The sequence below is a fragment of the Streptomyces sp. NPDC054872 genome (assembly GCF_053610705.1).
In genome coordinates, this window is sequence record NZ_JBSGYY010000015.1 from 1 (window position 1) to 16061 (window position 16061).

At 71.1% G+C, this 16061-nt stretch carries 17 protein-coding genes; 6 read left to right on the forward strand and 11 right to left on the reverse strand.

What is annotated here, in order from left to right; all coding sequences use genetic code 11:
• The 3 genes from ACWGIH_RS19810 to glgB all read left to right on the forward strand — a co-directional run.
• Positions 1-368: alpha-glucosidase C-terminal domain-containing protein (locus ACWGIH_RS19810; RefSeq protein WP_365826231.1), on the forward strand; the 368-nt coding region annotated here is incomplete at its 5' end.
• A gap of 14 nt (positions 369-382) precedes the next feature.
• A complete protein-coding gene (locus ACWGIH_RS19815; RefSeq protein WP_453445459.1) occupies positions 383-1729 on the forward strand; it encodes a maltokinase N-terminal cap-like domain-containing protein in 1347 nt (448 codons plus the stop codon).
• A gap of 43 nt (positions 1730-1772) precedes the next feature.
• Positions 1773-4055 carry a 1,4-alpha-glucan branching protein GlgB gene (gene glgB, locus ACWGIH_RS19820; RefSeq protein ID WP_453445461.1) on the forward strand — a complete coding sequence of 761 codons (2283 nt, stop codon included), beginning with the start codon at positions 1773-1775 and terminating at the stop codon, positions 4053-4055.
• Here glgB and ACWGIH_RS19825 read toward each other — a convergent pair.
• From ACWGIH_RS19825 to ACWGIH_RS19840, 4 genes are all read right to left on the reverse strand, one after another.
• Positions 4021-4644 (reverse strand): hypothetical protein, encoded by a 624-nt coding sequence (locus ACWGIH_RS19825; protein ID WP_453445463.1) that lies wholly within the window; start codon positions 4642-4644, stop codon positions 4021-4023. The genes glgB and ACWGIH_RS19825 overlap by 35 nt on opposite strands.
• A 93-nt stretch (positions 4645-4737) precedes the next feature.
• Complete coding sequence (locus tag ACWGIH_RS19830) at positions 4738-5145, reverse strand: RidA family protein (protein ID WP_453445464.1); 408 nt, start codon at positions 5143-5145, stop codon at positions 4738-4740.
• Between the two features lie 179 nt (positions 5146-5324).
• On the reverse strand, positions 5325-6428 hold the full coding sequence (locus ACWGIH_RS19835) for a winged helix DNA-binding domain-containing protein (RefSeq protein ID WP_453445466.1): 1104 nt from the start codon (positions 6426-6428) through the stop codon (positions 5325-5327).
• Between the two features lie 89 nt (positions 6429-6517).
• Positions 6518-6967: a DinB family protein gene (locus ACWGIH_RS19840; RefSeq protein WP_453445711.1), complete on the reverse strand. Its 450-nt coding sequence runs from the start codon at positions 6965-6967 to the stop codon at positions 6518-6520.
• A 96-nt stretch (positions 6968-7063) separates the two neighbouring features.
• Here ACWGIH_RS19840 and ACWGIH_RS19845 point away from each other — a divergent pair, with 96 nt between their 5' ends.
• Positions 7064-8110, forward strand: coding sequence for a helix-turn-helix transcriptional regulator (locus ACWGIH_RS19845; RefSeq protein ID WP_453445468.1), 1047 nt, complete (start codon positions 7064-7066; stop codon positions 8108-8110).
• On the opposite strand, the gene ACWGIH_RS19850 is transcribed toward ACWGIH_RS19845, so the two are convergent.
• Both ACWGIH_RS19850 and ACWGIH_RS19855 read right to left on the reverse strand, forming a co-directional pair.
• On the reverse strand, positions 8095-8448 hold the full coding sequence (locus ACWGIH_RS19850) for a DinB family protein (protein ID WP_453445470.1): 354 nt from the start codon (positions 8446-8448) through the stop codon (positions 8095-8097). The two genes, ACWGIH_RS19845 and ACWGIH_RS19850, sit on opposite strands and share 16 nt — an antisense overlap.
• A gap of 105 nt (positions 8449-8553) precedes the next feature.
• The gene (locus ACWGIH_RS19855; protein WP_453445472.1) at positions 8554-9705 is read right to left on the reverse strand and encodes a hypothetical protein; all 1152 of its coding nucleotides are present in this window, start codon (positions 9703-9705) and stop codon (positions 8554-8556) included.
• Positions 9706-10018: 313 nt separating this feature from the next.
• Between ACWGIH_RS19855 and ACWGIH_RS19860 the strand changes: the two genes are divergently transcribed.
• Entirely contained in the window at positions 10019-10630 is a 612-nt protein-coding gene (locus tag ACWGIH_RS19860) for a dihydrofolate reductase family protein (RefSeq protein WP_453445474.1), read from the forward strand.
• 23 nt (positions 10631-10653) lie between these two features.
• Here the strand turns inward: ACWGIH_RS19860 and ACWGIH_RS19865 are convergent, their stop codons facing one another.
• The 3 genes from ACWGIH_RS19865 to ACWGIH_RS19875 all read right to left on the reverse strand — a co-directional run bounded on the left by ACWGIH_RS19865 (position 10654) and on the right by ACWGIH_RS19875 (position 13296).
• Positions 10654-11898 carry a hypothetical protein gene (locus ACWGIH_RS19865; protein ID WP_453445475.1) on the reverse strand — a complete coding sequence of 415 codons (1245 nt, stop codon included), beginning with the start codon at positions 11896-11898 and terminating at the stop codon, positions 10654-10656.
• 118 nt (positions 11899-12016) lie between these two features.
• On the reverse strand, positions 12017-12178 hold the full coding sequence (locus ACWGIH_RS19870) for a hypothetical protein (protein WP_453445477.1): 162 nt from the start codon (positions 12176-12178) through the stop codon (positions 12017-12019).
• 131 nt (positions 12179-12309) lie between these two features.
• A complete protein-coding gene (locus ACWGIH_RS19875; protein WP_453445479.1) occupies positions 12310-13296 on the reverse strand; it encodes a GlxA family transcriptional regulator in 987 nt (328 codons plus the stop codon).
• A 69-nt stretch (positions 13297-13365) separates the two neighbouring features.
• On the opposite strand from ACWGIH_RS19875, the gene ACWGIH_RS19880 reads away from it, so the two are divergent.
• Entirely contained in the window at positions 13366-14322 is a 957-nt protein-coding gene (locus ACWGIH_RS19880) for an NADP-dependent oxidoreductase (protein WP_453445481.1), read from the forward strand.
• Between the two features lie 76 nt (positions 14323-14398).
• Here ACWGIH_RS19880 and ACWGIH_RS19885 read toward each other — a convergent pair whose 3' ends face one another.
• Both ACWGIH_RS19885 and ACWGIH_RS19890 read right to left on the reverse strand, forming a co-directional pair.
• Positions 14399-15436, reverse strand: coding sequence for a Gfo/Idh/MocA family protein (locus ACWGIH_RS19885; RefSeq protein WP_453445482.1), 1038 nt, complete (start codon positions 15434-15436; stop codon positions 14399-14401).
• 116 nt (positions 15437-15552) lie between these two features.
• The gene (locus ACWGIH_RS19890) at positions 15553-15798 is read right to left on the reverse strand and encodes a DUF6479 family protein (RefSeq protein WP_453445484.1); all 246 of its coding nucleotides are present in this window, start codon (positions 15796-15798) and stop codon (positions 15553-15555) included.
• Between the last annotated feature and the right edge of the window lie 263 nt (positions 15799-16061).

Genomic DNA, 16061 nt, shown 5'->3' on the forward strand with positions numbered 1-16061 from the left:
AAGCCTCCATGTCCTCCCCCTCCTCCCTCCTGCACTGGACCCGCAGGATGATCGAAATCCGCAAACAAAACCCCGCCTTCGGACTCGGCTCCTACCTCGAGCTCGCCTCCTCCAACGCCGCCGTCCTCGCCTTCCTGCGCGAATACAAGGACGACCTGGTGCTGTGCGTGCACAACTTCTCCCGCTTCGCGCAGCCCACGGAGCTCGACCTGCGGGCCTACGACGGCCGCAGCCCCGTCGAGCTCATGGGCGGCGTCCGCTTCCCCGCCATCGGCGAACTTCCCTATCTCCTGACCCTCGCCGGGCACGGCTCCTACTGGTTCCGACTCTGCGAAAGAGCGCCTAGGACCGTGCGTTCCACAAAGTGATCGGACGTGACGTCATGTCTTCGCCCCTGCTGCTGTCGTACGGCACCAAGCCTCACCCCCTCGCCGGCCCGACGCTGGCGACCCTGCTGAGTCGCTGGCTGCCACGGCAAAGATGGTTCGCCCACCGGGAGCGTGCCGTCACCGGCGTCTCCGTGACGGCCGCGACGGAGCTGACCCCCGACGTCTTTCACCTGCTGGTACGGGTCGAACAGACCGGACTCCCCCAGGACACCGCCTGCTACCAACTGCTGCTCGGCGCCGTCACCGACCTGCCGCCCCGCATGAAAGGCTGCCTCCTCGGCCGGATGGAGGGATCCCGGGGACAGGACCTGTGGGTCTACGACGCGCTCTACGACCCGCGGGCCACGATCCTGCTGCTCGACCGGATCCGGCGCGGCGGCGTCATGGGGGACCTGCGCTTCGAGTCGTTCCCCCGCTCAGCGGTCCCGGCGGGTCTCATGCCGCGCGTCCTGGACGTCGAGCAGTCGAACACATCCATCGTGTACGGCGACGAAATCATCCTGAAGCTGTTCCGCCGCATCCAGCCCGGCATCAACCCGGACCTGGAGATTCCTGGGGTGCTGGCCCGGCACGGGTACACCCGTGTTCCGGAGCCCGTCGCCTGGTTCCACACCTCCCAGCCGTTCTGGGGCACCCTGGGCGTCGTCCAGCGCTTCCTGCCAGGAGCGACGGACGGCTGGACCCTGGCCATGCAATCCGCCCTCGCTCAGGCCGACTTCTCCGATCAGGCCTATGAACTGGGCTGCCTGACCGGAGAGTTGCACGTGGCGCTCGCCGAGTCGTTCCCGGTGGCCGAGCCCACCGCTGACCACCACACGCGACTGGCCGACCAGATGACCCATCGGCTTCTGCAGGCGGCGGCCGGCGTGCCGGCCCTGCGCTCGCACGTGTCGGGTCTGCGGGAGGTCTTCATCAGGCTCGCCGCGACGGACGGTGGCCTGCACTTGCAGCGCATCCACGGCGATCTCCACCTCGGGCAGGTGCTGCGGGCCGACGGCCGGTGGCATGTCGTGGACTTCGAGGGCGAGCCCGCCAAACCCCTCGCGGAACGGCGCGCCGATCGCTCCCCGATCCACGACATCGCCGGCATGCTGCGGTCCTTCGACTACGCCGCCCACGTCGAGAAGGCGGCGCGCCCGGAATGGGCCGCGCGCTGCCGCACCGCGTTCTGCGACGGATACGGCGCGACGGGCCTCTTCGATCCGCAGGACATCCCGGTACTGCTGCACGCACACGAGGCGGACCGGGCCGTCTACGAGGTTCTCTACGAGGCGACCCACCGCCCCGACTGGATCACCGTCCCCCTCCGGGCCGTCGCACGGCTCGCCCGCCACCACTGATCGCCCGCCAAGGATTGTCCCAAGGGTTCGAGGAGCAGCACACATGGCCGTCACCGAGGTGTCCCCAGCCGCCACCGCCGCCGCAGCCGTCCGCGGGGCATGCGCGCTGCCCCCACTGGCCGCCGAGGACCGGGCCCGGCTGTTGCGCGGCGCACATCACGACCCGCACGCGGTCCTGGGTGCACATCCCGTGCCGCACGGCGTACATCTGCGCTGCCTGCGCCCCGGAGCGCAGGCGGTGTCCGTCGTGCTGGACGACCTGGCATGGGAGCTGCACGACGAGGGGGACGGCCTGTTCTCGGGCGGCATCCCGGTGCAGCCGGCCGCCCCGTACACGCTGCGGGTGTGCTACCCCGAGGCAGTGGTGGAGACGGAGGACCCCTACGGGTTCCTGCCCACCCTGGGCGAGCTGGATCTGCATCTCATCTCCGAGGGCCGCCACGAGGAGCTCTGGACGGCGCTCGGCGCGCACGTGGGGGAGCACCAAGGGGTGCAGGGCACACGCTTCGCCGTATGGGCTCCGAACGCGATCGGGGTGCGCGTCTGCGGCGACTTCAACCACTGGGACGGAACCGCGCTGCCCATGCGGTCCCTCGGGTCGTCGGGCATCTGGGAGCTCTTCGTGCCCGGTCTGGGCGAAGGGGCGATGTACAAGTTCGAGATCACCCGGGCCGACGGCTCCCGGACGCAGCGCGCGGACCCGATGGCACGCCACACGCAGACCCCTCCGGCGACGGCTTCCGTGGTGACACGCAGCCACCACGTGTGGGGCGACGCCCGATGGATGGAGCACCGGGCCGACCGACCGGCGCACGCGGCTCCCATGTCCGTGTACGAGGTCCACCTCGGCTCGTGGAGGCCTGGCTCCACCTACCGCGAGCTGGCGGAGGAACTCACGGACTACGTACGGACATTGGGCTTCACCCACGTCGAGCTGATGCCGGTCGCCGAGCACCCCTTCGGCGGCTCGTGGGGCTATCAGGTCACCGGCTTCTACGCCCCCACGGCACGCCTCGGCACGCCCGACGACTTCAAGTACCTCGTCGACACGCTGCACCAGGCGGGCATCGGCGTCCTCCTGGACTGGGTCCCCGGCCACTTCCCCCGCGACGACTGGGCGCTCGCCGAGTTCGACGGTCAGCCCCTGTACGAGCCGCGGGATCCGCGGCGGGCCGAGCACCCCGACTGGGGCACCCTCGTCTTCGACTACGGCCGCAAGGAGGTCCGCAACTTCCTCGTCGCCAACGCCACTTACTGGTGCCAGGAGTTCCACATCGACGGGCTGCGCGTCGACGCCGTCGCCTCGATGCTGTACCTGGACTACTCGCGCGAGGAAGGCGCCTGGTCACCCAACGCGCACGGCGGACGCGAGAACCTGGACGCCGTGGCCTTCCTCCAGGAGATGAACGCCACCGTCTACCGCCGCTGCCCGGGCGTCGTCACCATCGCCGAGGAGTCCACCGCGTGGGACGGGGTCACCCGGTCCACGGACCATCCCTCGGCGGCCGGGCTCGGGGGCCTTGGCTTCGGACTGAAGTGGAACATGGGCTGGTCCCATGACTCCCTGGCCTACATCGCGCATGAACCCGTGCACCGCAAGTACCACCACGACGAGATGACGTTCTCGATGGTCTACGCCTACAGCGAGAACTACGTCCTGCCGCTCTCGCACGACGAGGTCGTGCACGGAAAGCAGGCGCTGGTGTCGAAGATGCCCGGCGACTGGTGGCAACAGCGCGCCAACCACCGCGCCTACCTGGCCTACATGTGGGCCCACCCGGGCAAGCAACTCCTGTTCATGGGCCAGGAGTTCGCGCAAGGCGCCGAGTGGTCGGAGGCCGAGGGGCCCCAGTGGTGGGTGCTGGAGGAGAACAACCCCGCCCACCTGGAACACCGCGCGATCCAGCACCTCGTGGCCGACCTGAACCACCACTACGTCACGGCACCGTCCCTGTGGGAGCAGGACACCTCCCCGTCCGGCTTCAGCTGGATCACCGCCGACGCCGCCGAGGACAATGTCTTCGCCTTCCTGCGCCACGCCACCGACGGCAGCCCGCTGATGGCCGTCTTCAACTTCTCACCGGTGGTGCGCCACGACTACCGCCTCGGCGTACCTCCCGAGGCGGGCGAGGCCTGGGAGGAGATCCTCAACACCGACGCGGCACGCTACGGCGGCAGCGGCGTCGAGAACGCCCAATGCCGGCGGGAACCTGACGCCGGCCACGGCTTCGCCGCATCCATCAGCCTGACGCTCCCCCCCTTGACGGCCCTCTGGCTCCGGCCGACCGCGGCTAACCCCGCGGTTCCCCGCGCAGAAACTCCGTGACCAGCTCGGGCGGGTTCGCGGCACGGGTCAGGGCGAACATCCCGTCGGGGTCGAACATGTCGTAGAGGATCACGGGCACCGGCCGTCCGAGGACACCGCCGAGCCGACCGCCTCCGTGGAGTTCGCGCGCGAGGTCGACACAGAGCTCGTGGAACTGTTCGGCGAGCGCTTCGCCGCGCTCGTCTTCCTCCTCCTCGGAGAGGCCGTCCTCGCCCTCGTCGTCATCCTCGTCGTCGACCCCACCCTCGTACCAGAGGTCTTGGGCCGCGGCCTCAGCCCGGTGCAGCTCGGAGCCGACCGGATCGTTCACGGGATCGTGGCCGATGACGCGTACGCCTTCAAGCCCCGAGGGCGGGAAGTAGGCGTAGTTCCAGCGACTCTCCCACGGCTCCGCCCCGCCCCCCTCGGCGAGTTGCCGGGCCACCTCGGTCTCGGTGTTGTAACCGATCGCCAGGTACGGAAACCTCGGGTCCTGGTCGACGCTGTCGATCCGGAACGTCACCGCGTAGATCTCGGCGGTCGCAACCTGGGGAAACGCCGCCAGGGCACGCCCCGCCATCTCCGCCATGTGCTGCCGGAATGTCGTCAACAGCTCTTCTCCTCAACCGTGTTGCGACAACCGACCGCAGTGACCAGGCCGCTCCTGGGAATTCGCACCGATCACCCTAGTTCAGCCGAGGGTTCAGTCGATGACCGCGGTGGCTTCGACCTCCACCAGATGTTCGGGGACGTCCAGAGCCGCCACGCCCACCAGAGTGCCCGGCGGCACCGGCGTGACCCCCAACTTCGCCGCGGCCCTGGCCGCCCCCTCCAGGAAGTGGGGCATCTTGTCGGGGGTCCAGTCGACGACGTACACGGTCAGCTTCGCCACGTCGTCGAAGGAAGCGCCGACTCCCGCGAGGGCAGTGGCGACGTTCAGGTAGCACTGCTCGACCTGGGAGGCGAGGTCGCCTTCGCCGACCGTGACTCCCTCGGCGTCCCAGGCGACCTGACCGGCGAGGAACACCAGCTTCGACCCCGTCGCGACCGACACCTGCCGGTAGGCGTCGATCTTCGGCAACCCGTCGGGATTCACCAGAGTGATGGCCATGGTGTGCTCGCTCCTTGTCCTTGGAATTGGGATCTGCGGATCGATACCACCGGCGGCACGTCGTCCGCGCTCTCCGGTGGTTACTCGAGAACCGTAGGAGAGCCGGCGCTGACGTGGAAGAACGCACTTTCCGGTGACTGAGGAACCCTTTGGTAACCCAGGCGTTCGCGCCACCTCCCTCACTGCGGCGGGCCCGGGTCCGAGACGCGTACGCGGTCGCTCGCGTTGCCGGAGAGGAACGACGCCAGCGCCTGGCCCTCCTCGGTGACCGCGGCGCGCTCGGCACGGGAGAAGCGGCGCAGCGGGACGACCGTCACGGTGTCCGCCTCCACGGTCCAGGTGGCGGCGACCCGTCCGTCCACCAGGACGACGCGGGCTCCTGCGACGGACAGGCCGCGGTGGGCGTCGTCGATGATGCGGGTGCGGTCCTGGTAGCCGAGGATCGCGTTGTCGAAGGCGGGCAGGAACCGCACCGGGGCAGGCGTTTCGGGGTCCGGGCGCGGCGCGTTCGGCAGGTCGAGCAGCTCCCGGCCCCGCTCGTCCCTGAAGGTGATCAGCTCATCGCGCAGCGCGGCCACGGCCGCCGGCAGCCCGGCGAGACCGCACCAGGCGCGCAGGTCGGCCGATGCGGCGGGCCCGAACGCCGCCAGGTAGCGGCGCAGCAACGCCTGGCCCACGGGGTCCGAGGCGTCCGGGGACAGCGGGGCGACCTCGCGCTGCAGCCAGGCCGACAGCGGGGCGTTGCGTACCCCCGCTTTCGTCCGCCACAGCCCCCGCGGCGGCAACTGCACCATGGGTACGACGGCCATCAGCATCTCCCCCAGCGCCCGCGGCCCGGGCCCCGGCCAGCGCTCGGCGAGGGCCCGCGCGAGCTGGGTCATGGAGCGCGGCTCGCCGTCGGCCATGACCGCCCGGCCCGCTGCCGCCAGCTCGTCGAGGTCCGTCCCTTCGAGTTCGCCGCGGTAGACGCCGAGCACCCGTTGACGCAGCATCGTGTCGTGGCGGGCGCGCCAGGCCAGGGCGTCGTCGGCGGTGACGAGGTGGACGGTGCGGCGCATGAGGTGGGTGCGCACCACGCGCCGCCGTACGAGGTCGTCGGACAGCTCCGCCGGATCGAACGCCCGCAGCCGCGCCCAGAGGCCGAAGAACGGCTCCTGCGGCTCCTGCGCCTGCAGCCCGCCGAGGTGCGCGACCGCGTCGAGGGCCGGTAGGTCGGCCCGCTCGAGCAGCAGCTGCCGGGCGAGCGTCGCGCGGTTGAGCGCCCGGGTGTCCAGAACGGTCATCGGAGACCTCCTGAGGCGGGTCTTGACGGCCACGCCGTTCCCTTCTGTCGGTTCCATCCTGTACCGCGGTGTGGTGCGCCGCGGGTCGCTCAGCTCGCCTTCCGGCCGTCGAGCGCCTCGCGGAGGATGTCCGCGTGGCCCGCGTGCTGAGCGGTCTCGGCGATGACGTGCATCAGCACCCCCCGCACGCTGCGCACGGCTCCCGGCTCGTGCCAGGGAGCTTCCGACAGCGGGTGCGTCAGCGAGAGGTCGGGTACGGAGGCGATGATCCCCTCGGTGCGGGCGGCGACCTCCTCGTAGCGCGCGATGATCCCGGCCGGCGTCTCTCCGGGCAGCATCCGGAAGTCGTTCTGGTGGTAGCGCATCGCTGACGGGCCGTCGAGGACGAAGGGCAGCCAGCCGTCCTCGATGGACGCCACGTGCTTGATGAGCCCGGCGAGCAGGTCGGTGCGCTCGGCGTCGAGAGTCGATGTGGGCGTAGCCGGGGCAGTGAGGGCGGTGGGCGTGGTGGGTGCAGTGGGCGTGGTGGTCACGGTGATCGCGCCTTCCGGGCGGTCGTGCTCGGTGTCGGGCAAGCACCACCTTCGCAAGAGAAGCGGTCAGGTTGTGGCCGCTTCTCGAGGCACCATGGAGTCATGCCGAAAACCTCAGGGCGACTGCTCTCGCTGCTCTCGCTGCTCCAGGCGCGGCGGGACTGGCCAGGGGCGCTGCTGGCGGAGCGGCTGGGCGTCAGCGCGCGCACCGTACGCCGCGACGTCGACCGTCTGCGCGAGCTCGGCTACCCCGTCGTGGCCGTCAAGGGACCCGACGGGGGCTACCGCCTCGACGCGGGCGCGGACCTGCCGCCACTGCTGTTCGACGACGAACAGGCGGTGGCGCTCGCCGTGGCCCTCCAGATGGCCGCCACGTCGGGCGCCGGCATCGAGGAGGCAGCGGCGCGTGCGCTGACCACCGTCCGCCAGGTCATGCCCGGTCGGCTGCGTCGCCGCATCGACACGTTTCAGGTGACTGCCGTCGAGCGGCCGTCCGTCCCGCCGAACCCGCAGGTGGCCGGCCATGTGCTCATGGCGCTCAGCGCCGCCGTGCACGCCCGCGAAGTGCTGCGTTTCGACTACGCCCCCGTGTCCCCGCCCGGGGCCACCGGCACCGACGGCGCCGGGCCCCCTCCTCGCCGGGTGCAGCCCCACCACCTCGTCACCTGGGGCTCGCGCTGGTATCTCGTCGCCTGGGACCTCGACCGCGAGGACTGGCGCACCTTCCGCGCCGACCGGATCACCCCGCGCGTCCCCACGGGTCCCCGCTTCACGCCGCGCGAGGTGCCCGGCGGTGACGTGGCGGCCTTCGTCGCCGGCAGGTTCCAGGGCTTCGACGGCTCGGGGGACTGGCCCTGCCGCGGCGAGGTGATCCTGGACCTGCCCGCTGCCGTGGTGTCCCGTTACAGCCGCGAGGGGATCGTGGAGGAACTCGGGCCCGACCGCTGCCGACTCGTCCTCGGCTCGTGGTCATGGGCCGGTCTGGCCGCCGCCATCGGCAGGTTCGACGCCGACATCGAGGTCATCGGCCCGAGCGAACTCAACGCTGCCTGCGCCCACTTGGCGCGCCGTTACGCCGATGCCGCCTCCCCCGCGCCCAGTTGCGAGGACGGTCCCGCCTCCGGGGGCCGGGATCAGCCGGCGGGGTGATCGCCGGTGGCACCGTCGATGAGTTCGCGCACGATGTCCATGTGGCCCGCGTGCCGGGCCGTCTCCTCGATCATGTGGATGAGCACCCGGCGCAGCGACGGGTTGGCGCCGAAGGGCGTCGTGCCCAGGTCCTCGATGCCGACCTCGGCGATCACCTCGTCGGCGGCGGCCCGTGCACGACCGTAGTACTCCACGATGTCGGCGGTGGTCTCGTGCGGCTCCACCCGCAGGTCCGCGCCCACGTCCTCCGGGTCGAACGGGAAGGGCTCCATCGCGCGTCCGAACGTCCCGCAGAACCACCCGTACTCGACGACGGCGAGATGCTTGACCAGGCCCACGTCGCGTTCGTCACCATGCGGGAAAAACCAACGGGCCTGCCCCGGCGCCCGGAGGCGGCAACCGGGTGACCGCGGCGGGCCGACGATGCCGTACGCCCGCGCTGCCTACTTGTTCGGGTCCCGGAAGCGGCCGAACGCCTTCGTCAGGGCGGTCAGCGGCGAGCCGTCCGCCTTGACGTGCCCCGGAGCCGACGGCTTGGGCACACCGTCGCCACCGGTCACCTCGGCCAGCGCGGCCTGCGCCGCCTCGGCCGCCTGCTGGTACAGGTCGCGGGAGGTCGTCATGGCGTCGAGGGCCTCGGCGTACCTGGTGACCATGTCCTGGGCGTGGGTCAGTTCCTCGTCCGGGGTGAGCAGGTGCCAGCCTTGGCGCAGCCGGGTCAGGGCCTGCTCGGCCTCGGCGCTCAGCGGTCGCGGCAGAGCCGCGAAGTCCTTGATCCGGTCGAGGAGTTCGGTCGGTTCCGTGCCGTCCAGGAACACGGTGCGCACTGTGAAGCGCTCCGCGTCGTAGTCCGGGGTCGGCGGCGCCGTGGGCAGCACGACGGCGCCGCCGCGCGGCATCCGCACACTCAGCTCCCGCTTCATCGCGAAGTCGGCGATCTGTGCCTGTTCCGGTGTACCCCGGTGCTCGACCACCTGGTGGCGCAGGCTCGGCGGCAGGAACACGGAGAGCGGCCGCTCCCCGATGGCGTCCGGCGTCATCGCCTCGTGCACCACGAGATGGATGAACCAGCTCTGCCGGGTGCAGTCGCGCAGTCGGTGGCGCAGCTCGTCGTCGTCCTTCGGCAGATGGTTCGCCGTCCGCAGGCGCACGCCCGGCACCGTGTCGTGGTCCCAGGCGACCCGCTCACTGTCGGGCCAGAACATGAGGGCGGGCGACGGCCAGTGCATGTCCCATGCCCCCTCCGCCTCGGCGGCGAGGACCCAGGTGACGCCCTCGCCGTCCTTGCGGCGGCTCTCGGGGTCGTACAGGGTCAGCTGCGCGCGCACCGTGATGTCGTCGTCCACCCGCCAGCGGGCCTCGAAGAGGCGGCGGGCCGAGGGGCCGGGGTCGGCGGACTCGTCCCGCGGATGCAGGACGGTGGAGCGGGCCGCCTCGACGGGGTCGAGGTCCAGGAAGTCGTCGAGCACCCCGGCCGCCTTGAGGGCGATCAGGTTGCGCCGGACGTCCTGCTCGGGGTCGGGCCCGAGGTGGCGCCCGCGCCCCAGCCACGCGGTGTCGGGGGCGGTGGTCGAGGAGCTGCTTTTCTTGGCCATGGAGTCGTTCTGTGAGTGATCGGGGCCCGACCAGTATGGCCCTTGAAGCTCAGGAGGGAAGCGGGACCCCGTCTGCGGCCGCGCCACGCCGGACGGACCGTACGTAACGCTCAAGCCACACCGATCCCGCCATCGCAGGTCAAACGGGGGCGGCCTCCGCTCCGCCGGAACGGGCGCTCTCCGCGGGTTCTGCCGGGCCTGGGGACCCGGGAACATCAGGATCGGCGGCGCCCGGACCGATGAGTTCTCGTACGGCACGCTGTCTGAAGGCTGAGCGGGACGGACCGTCCCCCGATCACGGAAATGGTGCGCGATGAGGTTGGTACTGCAGGAGTTCCTGTCGCTCGACGGCGTCTACCAGGGCCCGGGGGCACCGGACGAGGACACCAGTGACGGATTCACCCGGGGCGGCTGGTTCGTGCCACATCTCGACGCGGAGTTCGAACAGCTGGCGGGTAGCTGGCTCGGACAGGCCGACGCGTTCCTGTTCGGCCGCCGTACGTATCTGAACTTCGCCCGGGACTGGCCGAAGATGACCGAGCACCCGGCGGCCGCCATCTTGAACGGGTTGCCGAAGTACGTGGCCTCCCACAGTTTGACCACGGCCGAGTGGGACCCGACCACGATCCTGTCCGGCGACATCCCCGCCCAGGTCGCAGAGCTGAAGCGGCAGCCCGGCCGCGAGCTGCAGATCCACGGCAGTGGGCGGCTCGGCCAGTCCCTGCTGGCCGCCGGTCTGGTCGACGAACTGCGGCTGGCCGTCGCACCCGTGGTCGTGGGCACGGGCCGCCGCCTGCTGCCGGACGGGGGCGCGCCGGTCGGTCTGCGGCTCCTGAGCAATGAGACGACGCCGGGCGGACTGGCGATTCAGATCTACGAAACGAAGGGACGCCCGGAGTACGGAACGTACGGGGCCGGCGCGTAGCCCTCCCGGCGGGGCGGAGGGGGTCATTCGCCTCGCTTGAGGCGTACGACGACGGGGGCGCCGAAGGGGTCTCCCGACTGGTTGACCTGGACGTGCCCGGCGCCCAGCCACTCGTCGCCGCCCGGCACCCGGTGGATCTCCTCCAGCCACAGCGACTGGTCGGAGTCCCTGCGGGCTCCCGTCGACAGCGGCAGGCGATGGCGCTTGATCTTCACGCACCGGCCGTCGTCGGTCATGTACCAGTTGCCGTCGAGGAACAGGCCCTTGTCGTCCTGCCCCACCGGGGTCCGCAGCTCGCATCCGCCGGGCGCGTCCTTCTGCTCGGCCCACTTCGAGCCGTCCCAGCGCAGCCGGATGAACTGCTCCGCGGGTTCGTTCTCGACCTCGCCGTGGTTGAAGGAGTTGATGCCGTACGCGCGCACCTCACCGCTGTCGAACGCGAAGACCTGGTCGAGGCCGGCGTCGGGCTCCGGCGGGAGCGGCTCCTCGAAGCGGGACTGCGGAGTCTCCACCGCCTTCCAGGAGGTGCCGTCCCAGTGCATCGAGGCGGGCTGGCCGTACTCCTCGCCGGAACCCTCCATCTGGGTGCCGGGGCCTGTCGAGCGGCTGCCGACCGCCCAGACGTCGTCCGGTCCCACCACGGCGAGGTCGGACGCTTCGTACGGCAGCCGGGTCGCGACCCAGCGGGTGCCGTCCCAGTGCTGGGCGGTCCGCTCGCCGCCGAGGGCCCAGATGTCGTCCGGGCCCGAGGCATCGAGCCGGCCGACGTTGCCCGGCGGGGGGCTGGGCAGCGCGGACCAACGGCTGCCGTCCCACTTGACCCAGCGGCTCACGGCGGAGGCGTCCTGCGAGGTCTGCGGCCGCAACCACAGCTCTTCCTCCGCGACCTCTTCGAGCTTCGGTGGGTAGACGCTGTCGCCGAGCGCTTCGGGAAGGGGTTCGCGCTTCCACTTCGAGCCGTCCCAGTGCAACAGGTGGGCGCCAGCCTCGCCGTTGTTCTCGCTCGCGACGGCCCAGATGTCGTCCTCGGCCAGGACAGCGACATCGGAGAGCTTTCCGCTGAAGTCCGCGATGTGCTCGAACTCCCAGGTGAGGGAGTTCTTGACCCGGTCACCCTTCCCGGCGGAGCCCGTGCTCCCGGACCCACCGGGCTCGGCCTCCGCCCCGCACCCCGCAGCCCCGAACACGACGGCCAGCACGACGCCGACCGCCACTCCCCTGCCCTTGATCCCCACGACGCCGCGAATGATCGCTCCCCCTCGTCCCACTTCAGCGAGCGGGCAGCCTACCTGGTGGTTTCCGGCACGTGCGGGTGAGCACGACCGCGGCGCCCCACCGCCCCCCCCTCGGAGGTTCAGGTGAGGCGCCGTGTCCAGGCCGTGGGGCCTAGAAGTCCATGTCGCCGCCCGGCTTGCCGCCGTGCTCAGGGCGTCGGTGCTCCTCGACCCTCTCGACGTCGGTCTGCTCGTCCTGCCTGCGGGGCTGCTGCTTGCTGCGCTCCTGGTCGCGAGCGCGGCGCTTGTCCCGGGGAGACTGACGTTTACCCATGGCCGATCCTTACTTTCGGTGCACGCACCCTTGCGTGCGGTAACCGTTCCAGTGCAACCCCACCCCTGGCAGCTGGCCGTTACAAGTACCGCCCCGGGCGTTGATCGACGCCTATCAGCGCTGGTCAGGGCCTATGCGCTGCCGGTGATCAACCCTGCCTGGAACGTCTTCCGGTACATCTGCGGCGACACCCCGATGGCCGCGTGCAGGTGCTGTCGCAACGACGCGCCGGTGGCGAAGCCGACCTCCGCGGCGATCCGGTCGACCGGCAGGTCACTGGACTCCAGCAGGTGCCGTGCCCGGTGCACCCGCTGCTGGATCAGCCACCGGCCGGGACTCGTTCCCGTCTCCTCCTGGAAGCGGCGGGCGAAGGTGCGCGGACTCAGCCGGGCGTGCGCGGCCAGCTCCCGCAGGGCGAGCGGCCGGTCGAGGCGTTCCAGGGCCCAGGCGCGGGTGGCAGCCGTGCCGGTGGCGCCCTCGTCCGGGATCGGCTGCTCGATGTACTGGGCCTGGCCGCCTTCTCGCCACGGGGGTACGACGCAGTGCCGGGCGACGCGGTTGGCGACCGCGCTGCCGTGATCGGCGCGCACCACGTGCAGGCACACGTCCACCCCTGATGCGGCCCCCGCCGAGGTGAGGACGTCGCCGTCGTCGACGAACAGCACGTCGGGGTCCAGGTCGACGCCGGGGAACATCTTCTGGAAATGGTCCGCGAGCGCCCAGTGCGTCGTCGCGGGCCGCCCGTCGAGGAGCCCGGCCGCGGCGAGCGTGAACGCCCCCGTACAGATGGAGACGAACCGCGTGCCCGGCCTGATCCGGGAGAGCGCGTCACGCACCGGCTCCGGCAGCTCGGCGGTGATGCGCCGCAGGTCGTACGGCGGCAGCACCACCGTGTCCGCGTACGCCAGAGCCTCGGGGCCGTGCCCGACGGTGATGCTGAAATCGGCGTCGGTGGCCACCGTGCGGTCGTCCGTCGCCGCGCAGGTCACCACCTCGTAGGCCCCGGGGACCAACGGGAAGACCCTGTTCGGGATGCCCAGCTCGAAGGGGTAGACGCCGTCGAGGGCGAGCACGACCACGCGGTGCGGGCGACCGGGGAGGAAATCCATCGAAGCCATGGCACGATTCTATCGCTCCATGGCAATCTTGCCATTGCCCAGGTCAGGTCCTTGCCGCACGCTGGAGTCATGACCAACGACACCGTGACCATGAACGCCATCAGCCAGGACGTCCTGGGCGAGCCCGACGTGCTCAAGGAGATCCAGGTCGCTCGCCCCGAGCCCGGAGTCGGCCAGATCCTCGTCGCCGTGCACGCGGCGGGCGTGAACCCGACCGACTGGAAGCACCGCAGGTTCGGCGCCTTCCTGGGAGAGCCGCCGTTCACCCTCGGCTGGGACGTGTCGGGCATCGTCGAGGCGGTCGGCATCGGCGTCTCGCTGTTCCAGCCGGGCGACGAGGTGTTCGGCATGCTGCCGTACCCGTACGGGGCCGGTTCGCACGCCGAGTACGTGACCGGCCCCACCCGCGCCTTCGTGCCGAGGCCCGCGGGGTTGAGCCACGTCGAGGCGGGCGCCCTGCCGCTGGTCTCGCTGACCGCCTGGCAGGCCCTGGTCGACAACGCGCGAGTACAGCCGGGCCAGCGGGTGCTGGTGCACGCGGCAGCCGGCGGCGTGGGCCATGCGGCGGTGCAGATCGCCAAGGCGCGCGGCGCCTACGTCATCGGCACGGCTTCGGCAGCCAAGCACGACTTCGTGCGGGGCCTTGGCGCGGACGAGGTCATCGACTACCGCACCGCCGACTTCGTCAAGGAGGCCCGTGACATCGACGTCGTTCTCGACCCGTTGGGCGGCGAGGACCGGCTGCGATCCCTGGAGGTGCTGCGTCCGGGCGGCATCCTGGTGTCGATCCTGCCCGGCAACTTCGGTGAAGTGGCCGAGCGCGCCGCCGAGTTGGGCGTACGCGCCACGGACATGCTGGTGGAGCACGACCAGGCGGGCATGACGGCCGTCGCCGCGCTCGCCGAGTCCGGCCAGCTGCGGGTCCACGTGTCGCAGACGTACCCGCTCTCCGAGGCCGCCAAGGCACACGCGGAGGGCGAGACAGGCCGCGTCACGGGGAAGCTGGTGCTCACCGTGCGCTCGTAGGCGCACCGGACGGACACGGCACGAACGCCAGGTGGGCGGCACCGGATCGGTGCCGCCCACCCCGCTTCGCCGCCTCTCAGTCGCGTCGCACGGTCCGCCCGTAGAAGTCCGGGCGTTCGACCAGTTCCACCTCGACGCGCCCGCCCTCCCCCTGGGACACGACGCCCGCCTCGCACACCGCCGCGGCCGCGTAGCCGTCCCAGGCACTCGGTCCTGTGACCTCGCCCCTGCGGGTGGCGTCCACCCAGGCCTGCACCTCGCGGTCGTAGGCGTCCTCGAAACGCTCGACGTAGTCCGGGGGCACGTGGCCTCCCCAGCGGCCGTCGGTGCTCACCCGGGGCCCTTGTTCGTCCCCGATGCGCACGGTCCCCCGCTCGCAGACCGCCTCGGCCTGGACCTGGTAGCCGTAGCCGCAGTGGCCGAAGATCTCGACGTCGACGAGCGCGCCCGCCGCGGTCTCGAACAGGACGAGCTGAGGGTCGTTCATACCGGCCGGGGCGAGCGATGTCGGCGCCGGCTTGTGCACGGTGACCGCCACGATCTCCTGGTCGAGCAGCCAGCGGGTCGCGTCCACCTCGTGGGCGACCGAGCTGGTGATGAGCATGTCGTCGGTGAACCCGGGCGGCATGGCCAGGTTGCGGTGGCGTTGGTGCAGCATCAGTGCCCGGCCCAGCTCACCGCTGTCGAGCATCGCCTTGAGCTTCATGTACTCGGAGTCATAGCGCCGCATGAAGCCCACCTGGATGCGCCGGTGGCCGAGCCGCTGCTCCGCCTCCAAGATCCGCAGGGCGGAGGCCGTGTCCGGAGTCATCGGCTTCTCGCACAGCACCGGCAGGTCATGGCCGAGCGCCTCGATCAGGGCCGCCTCGTGGGCCGGACCGGGGGAGGCGATGAGTACGGCGTCCACCTCTCCCGAGGCCATGGCGGCCGCCGGATCCGTGTAGGCCGTGCAGTCCTCGATCGTGGCGGCCAGCGACTTCGCCCGCTCCGCCTCGATGTCGGCGACGGCCGCCACCCGCGCCCCGCTGATGACGTCGTGGAGTCGGCGTACATGATCGGCGCCCATCTTCCCGGTGCCGATGACGGCCACACCGAGTCCTCGCTGAGATGGCATGACGGTGGTGTCTCCCCTCCTGGTGGCGGACTCTCCCGCACTCGGCTCCGGCGAGAGAACCCTCCCTCGCGCCGTGCCGTCGACGCCAGACCCCGTTCACCGCCCCGCCCCGGCGCTCAGGGGTGGGGATGTCCCTGGTCGGGGTCGTCGTCGGGGGTCTGCCAGGTGGTGCCCCGCTGGGCTTCGCCGCTGGGGGGATCGACGTTGCGGGAGGGGGTCGTGGGCTCGGAACGGCGGGCCGCGCGGCGCCGTCCGCTGACGAACATGGCGAGCAGCCCGGCAACCACGGCGACGCCGACGATGATGAAGATCAGCGAGCCGCCGCCCTCGACGGCCAGAACGGTATAGCTATGAGTGCTCATAACGCTCATGTACCCCATATGAGAAAAAAACGCTCCCGCCAGTCGCCTGATGCGTACTGACACCACTGATGCCACGGATGCCCGGCCCGAGGTCGTCCATGCGGAGGTATCGGTCCCTCTGCCCGGCGCGACGCGCGGCCCCTTCGTGGGGATGATGGAGCCGACAGGGATCACGGGCGCGGGCCGCCGATGCGGGCCGTCTCCCGGCCGCGCAGGGTCGGGCGCCAGTAGCCCGAAGAGGGTGGGGCGTCCTTCGACCTCGG

Bases quoted from the DNA above. Each gene is read 5' to 3' on its own strand.
- ACWGIH_RS19815 (WP_453445459.1), top strand. From the start codon at position 383: ATGTCTTCGCCCCTGCTGCTGTCGTACGGCACCAAGCCTCACCCCCTC.
- glgB (WP_453445461.1), top strand. From the start codon at position 1,773: ATGGCCGTCACCGAGGTGTCCCCAGCCGCCACCGCCGCCGCAGCCGTC.
- ACWGIH_RS19830 (WP_453445464.1), bottom strand. From the start codon at position 5,145: ATGGCCATCACTCTGGTGAATCCCGACGGGTTGCCGAAGATCGACGCC.
- ACWGIH_RS19835 (WP_453445466.1), bottom strand. From the start codon at position 6,428: ATGACCGTTCTGGACACCCGGGCGCTCAACCGCGCGACGCTCGCCCGG.
- ACWGIH_RS19845 (WP_453445468.1), top strand. From the start codon at position 7,064: ATGCCGAAAACCTCAGGGCGACTGCTCTCGCTGCTCTCGCTGCTCCAG.
- ACWGIH_RS19855 (WP_453445472.1), bottom strand. From the start codon at position 9,705: ATGGCCAAGAAAAGCAGCTCCTCGACCACCGCCCCCGACACCGCGTGG.
- ACWGIH_RS19860 (WP_453445474.1), top strand. From the start codon at position 10,019: ATGAGGTTGGTACTGCAGGAGTTCCTGTCGCTCGACGGCGTCTACCAG.
- ACWGIH_RS19870 (WP_453445477.1), bottom strand. From the start codon at position 12,178: ATGGGTAAACGTCAGTCTCCCCGGGACAAGCGCCGCGCTCGCGACCAG.
- ACWGIH_RS19875 (WP_453445479.1), bottom strand. From the start codon at position 13,296: ATGGCTTCGATGGATTTCCTCCCCGGTCGCCCGCACCGCGTGGTCGTG.
- ACWGIH_RS19880 (WP_453445481.1), top strand. From the start codon at position 13,366: ATGACCAACGACACCGTGACCATGAACGCCATCAGCCAGGACGTCCTG.
- ACWGIH_RS19885 (WP_453445482.1), bottom strand. From the start codon at position 15,436: ATGCCATCTCAGCGAGGACTCGGTGTGGCCGTCATCGGCACCGGGAAG.
- ACWGIH_RS19890 (WP_453445484.1), bottom strand. From the start codon at position 15,798: ATGAGCACTCATAGCTATACCGTTCTGGCCGTCGAGGGCGGCGGCTCG.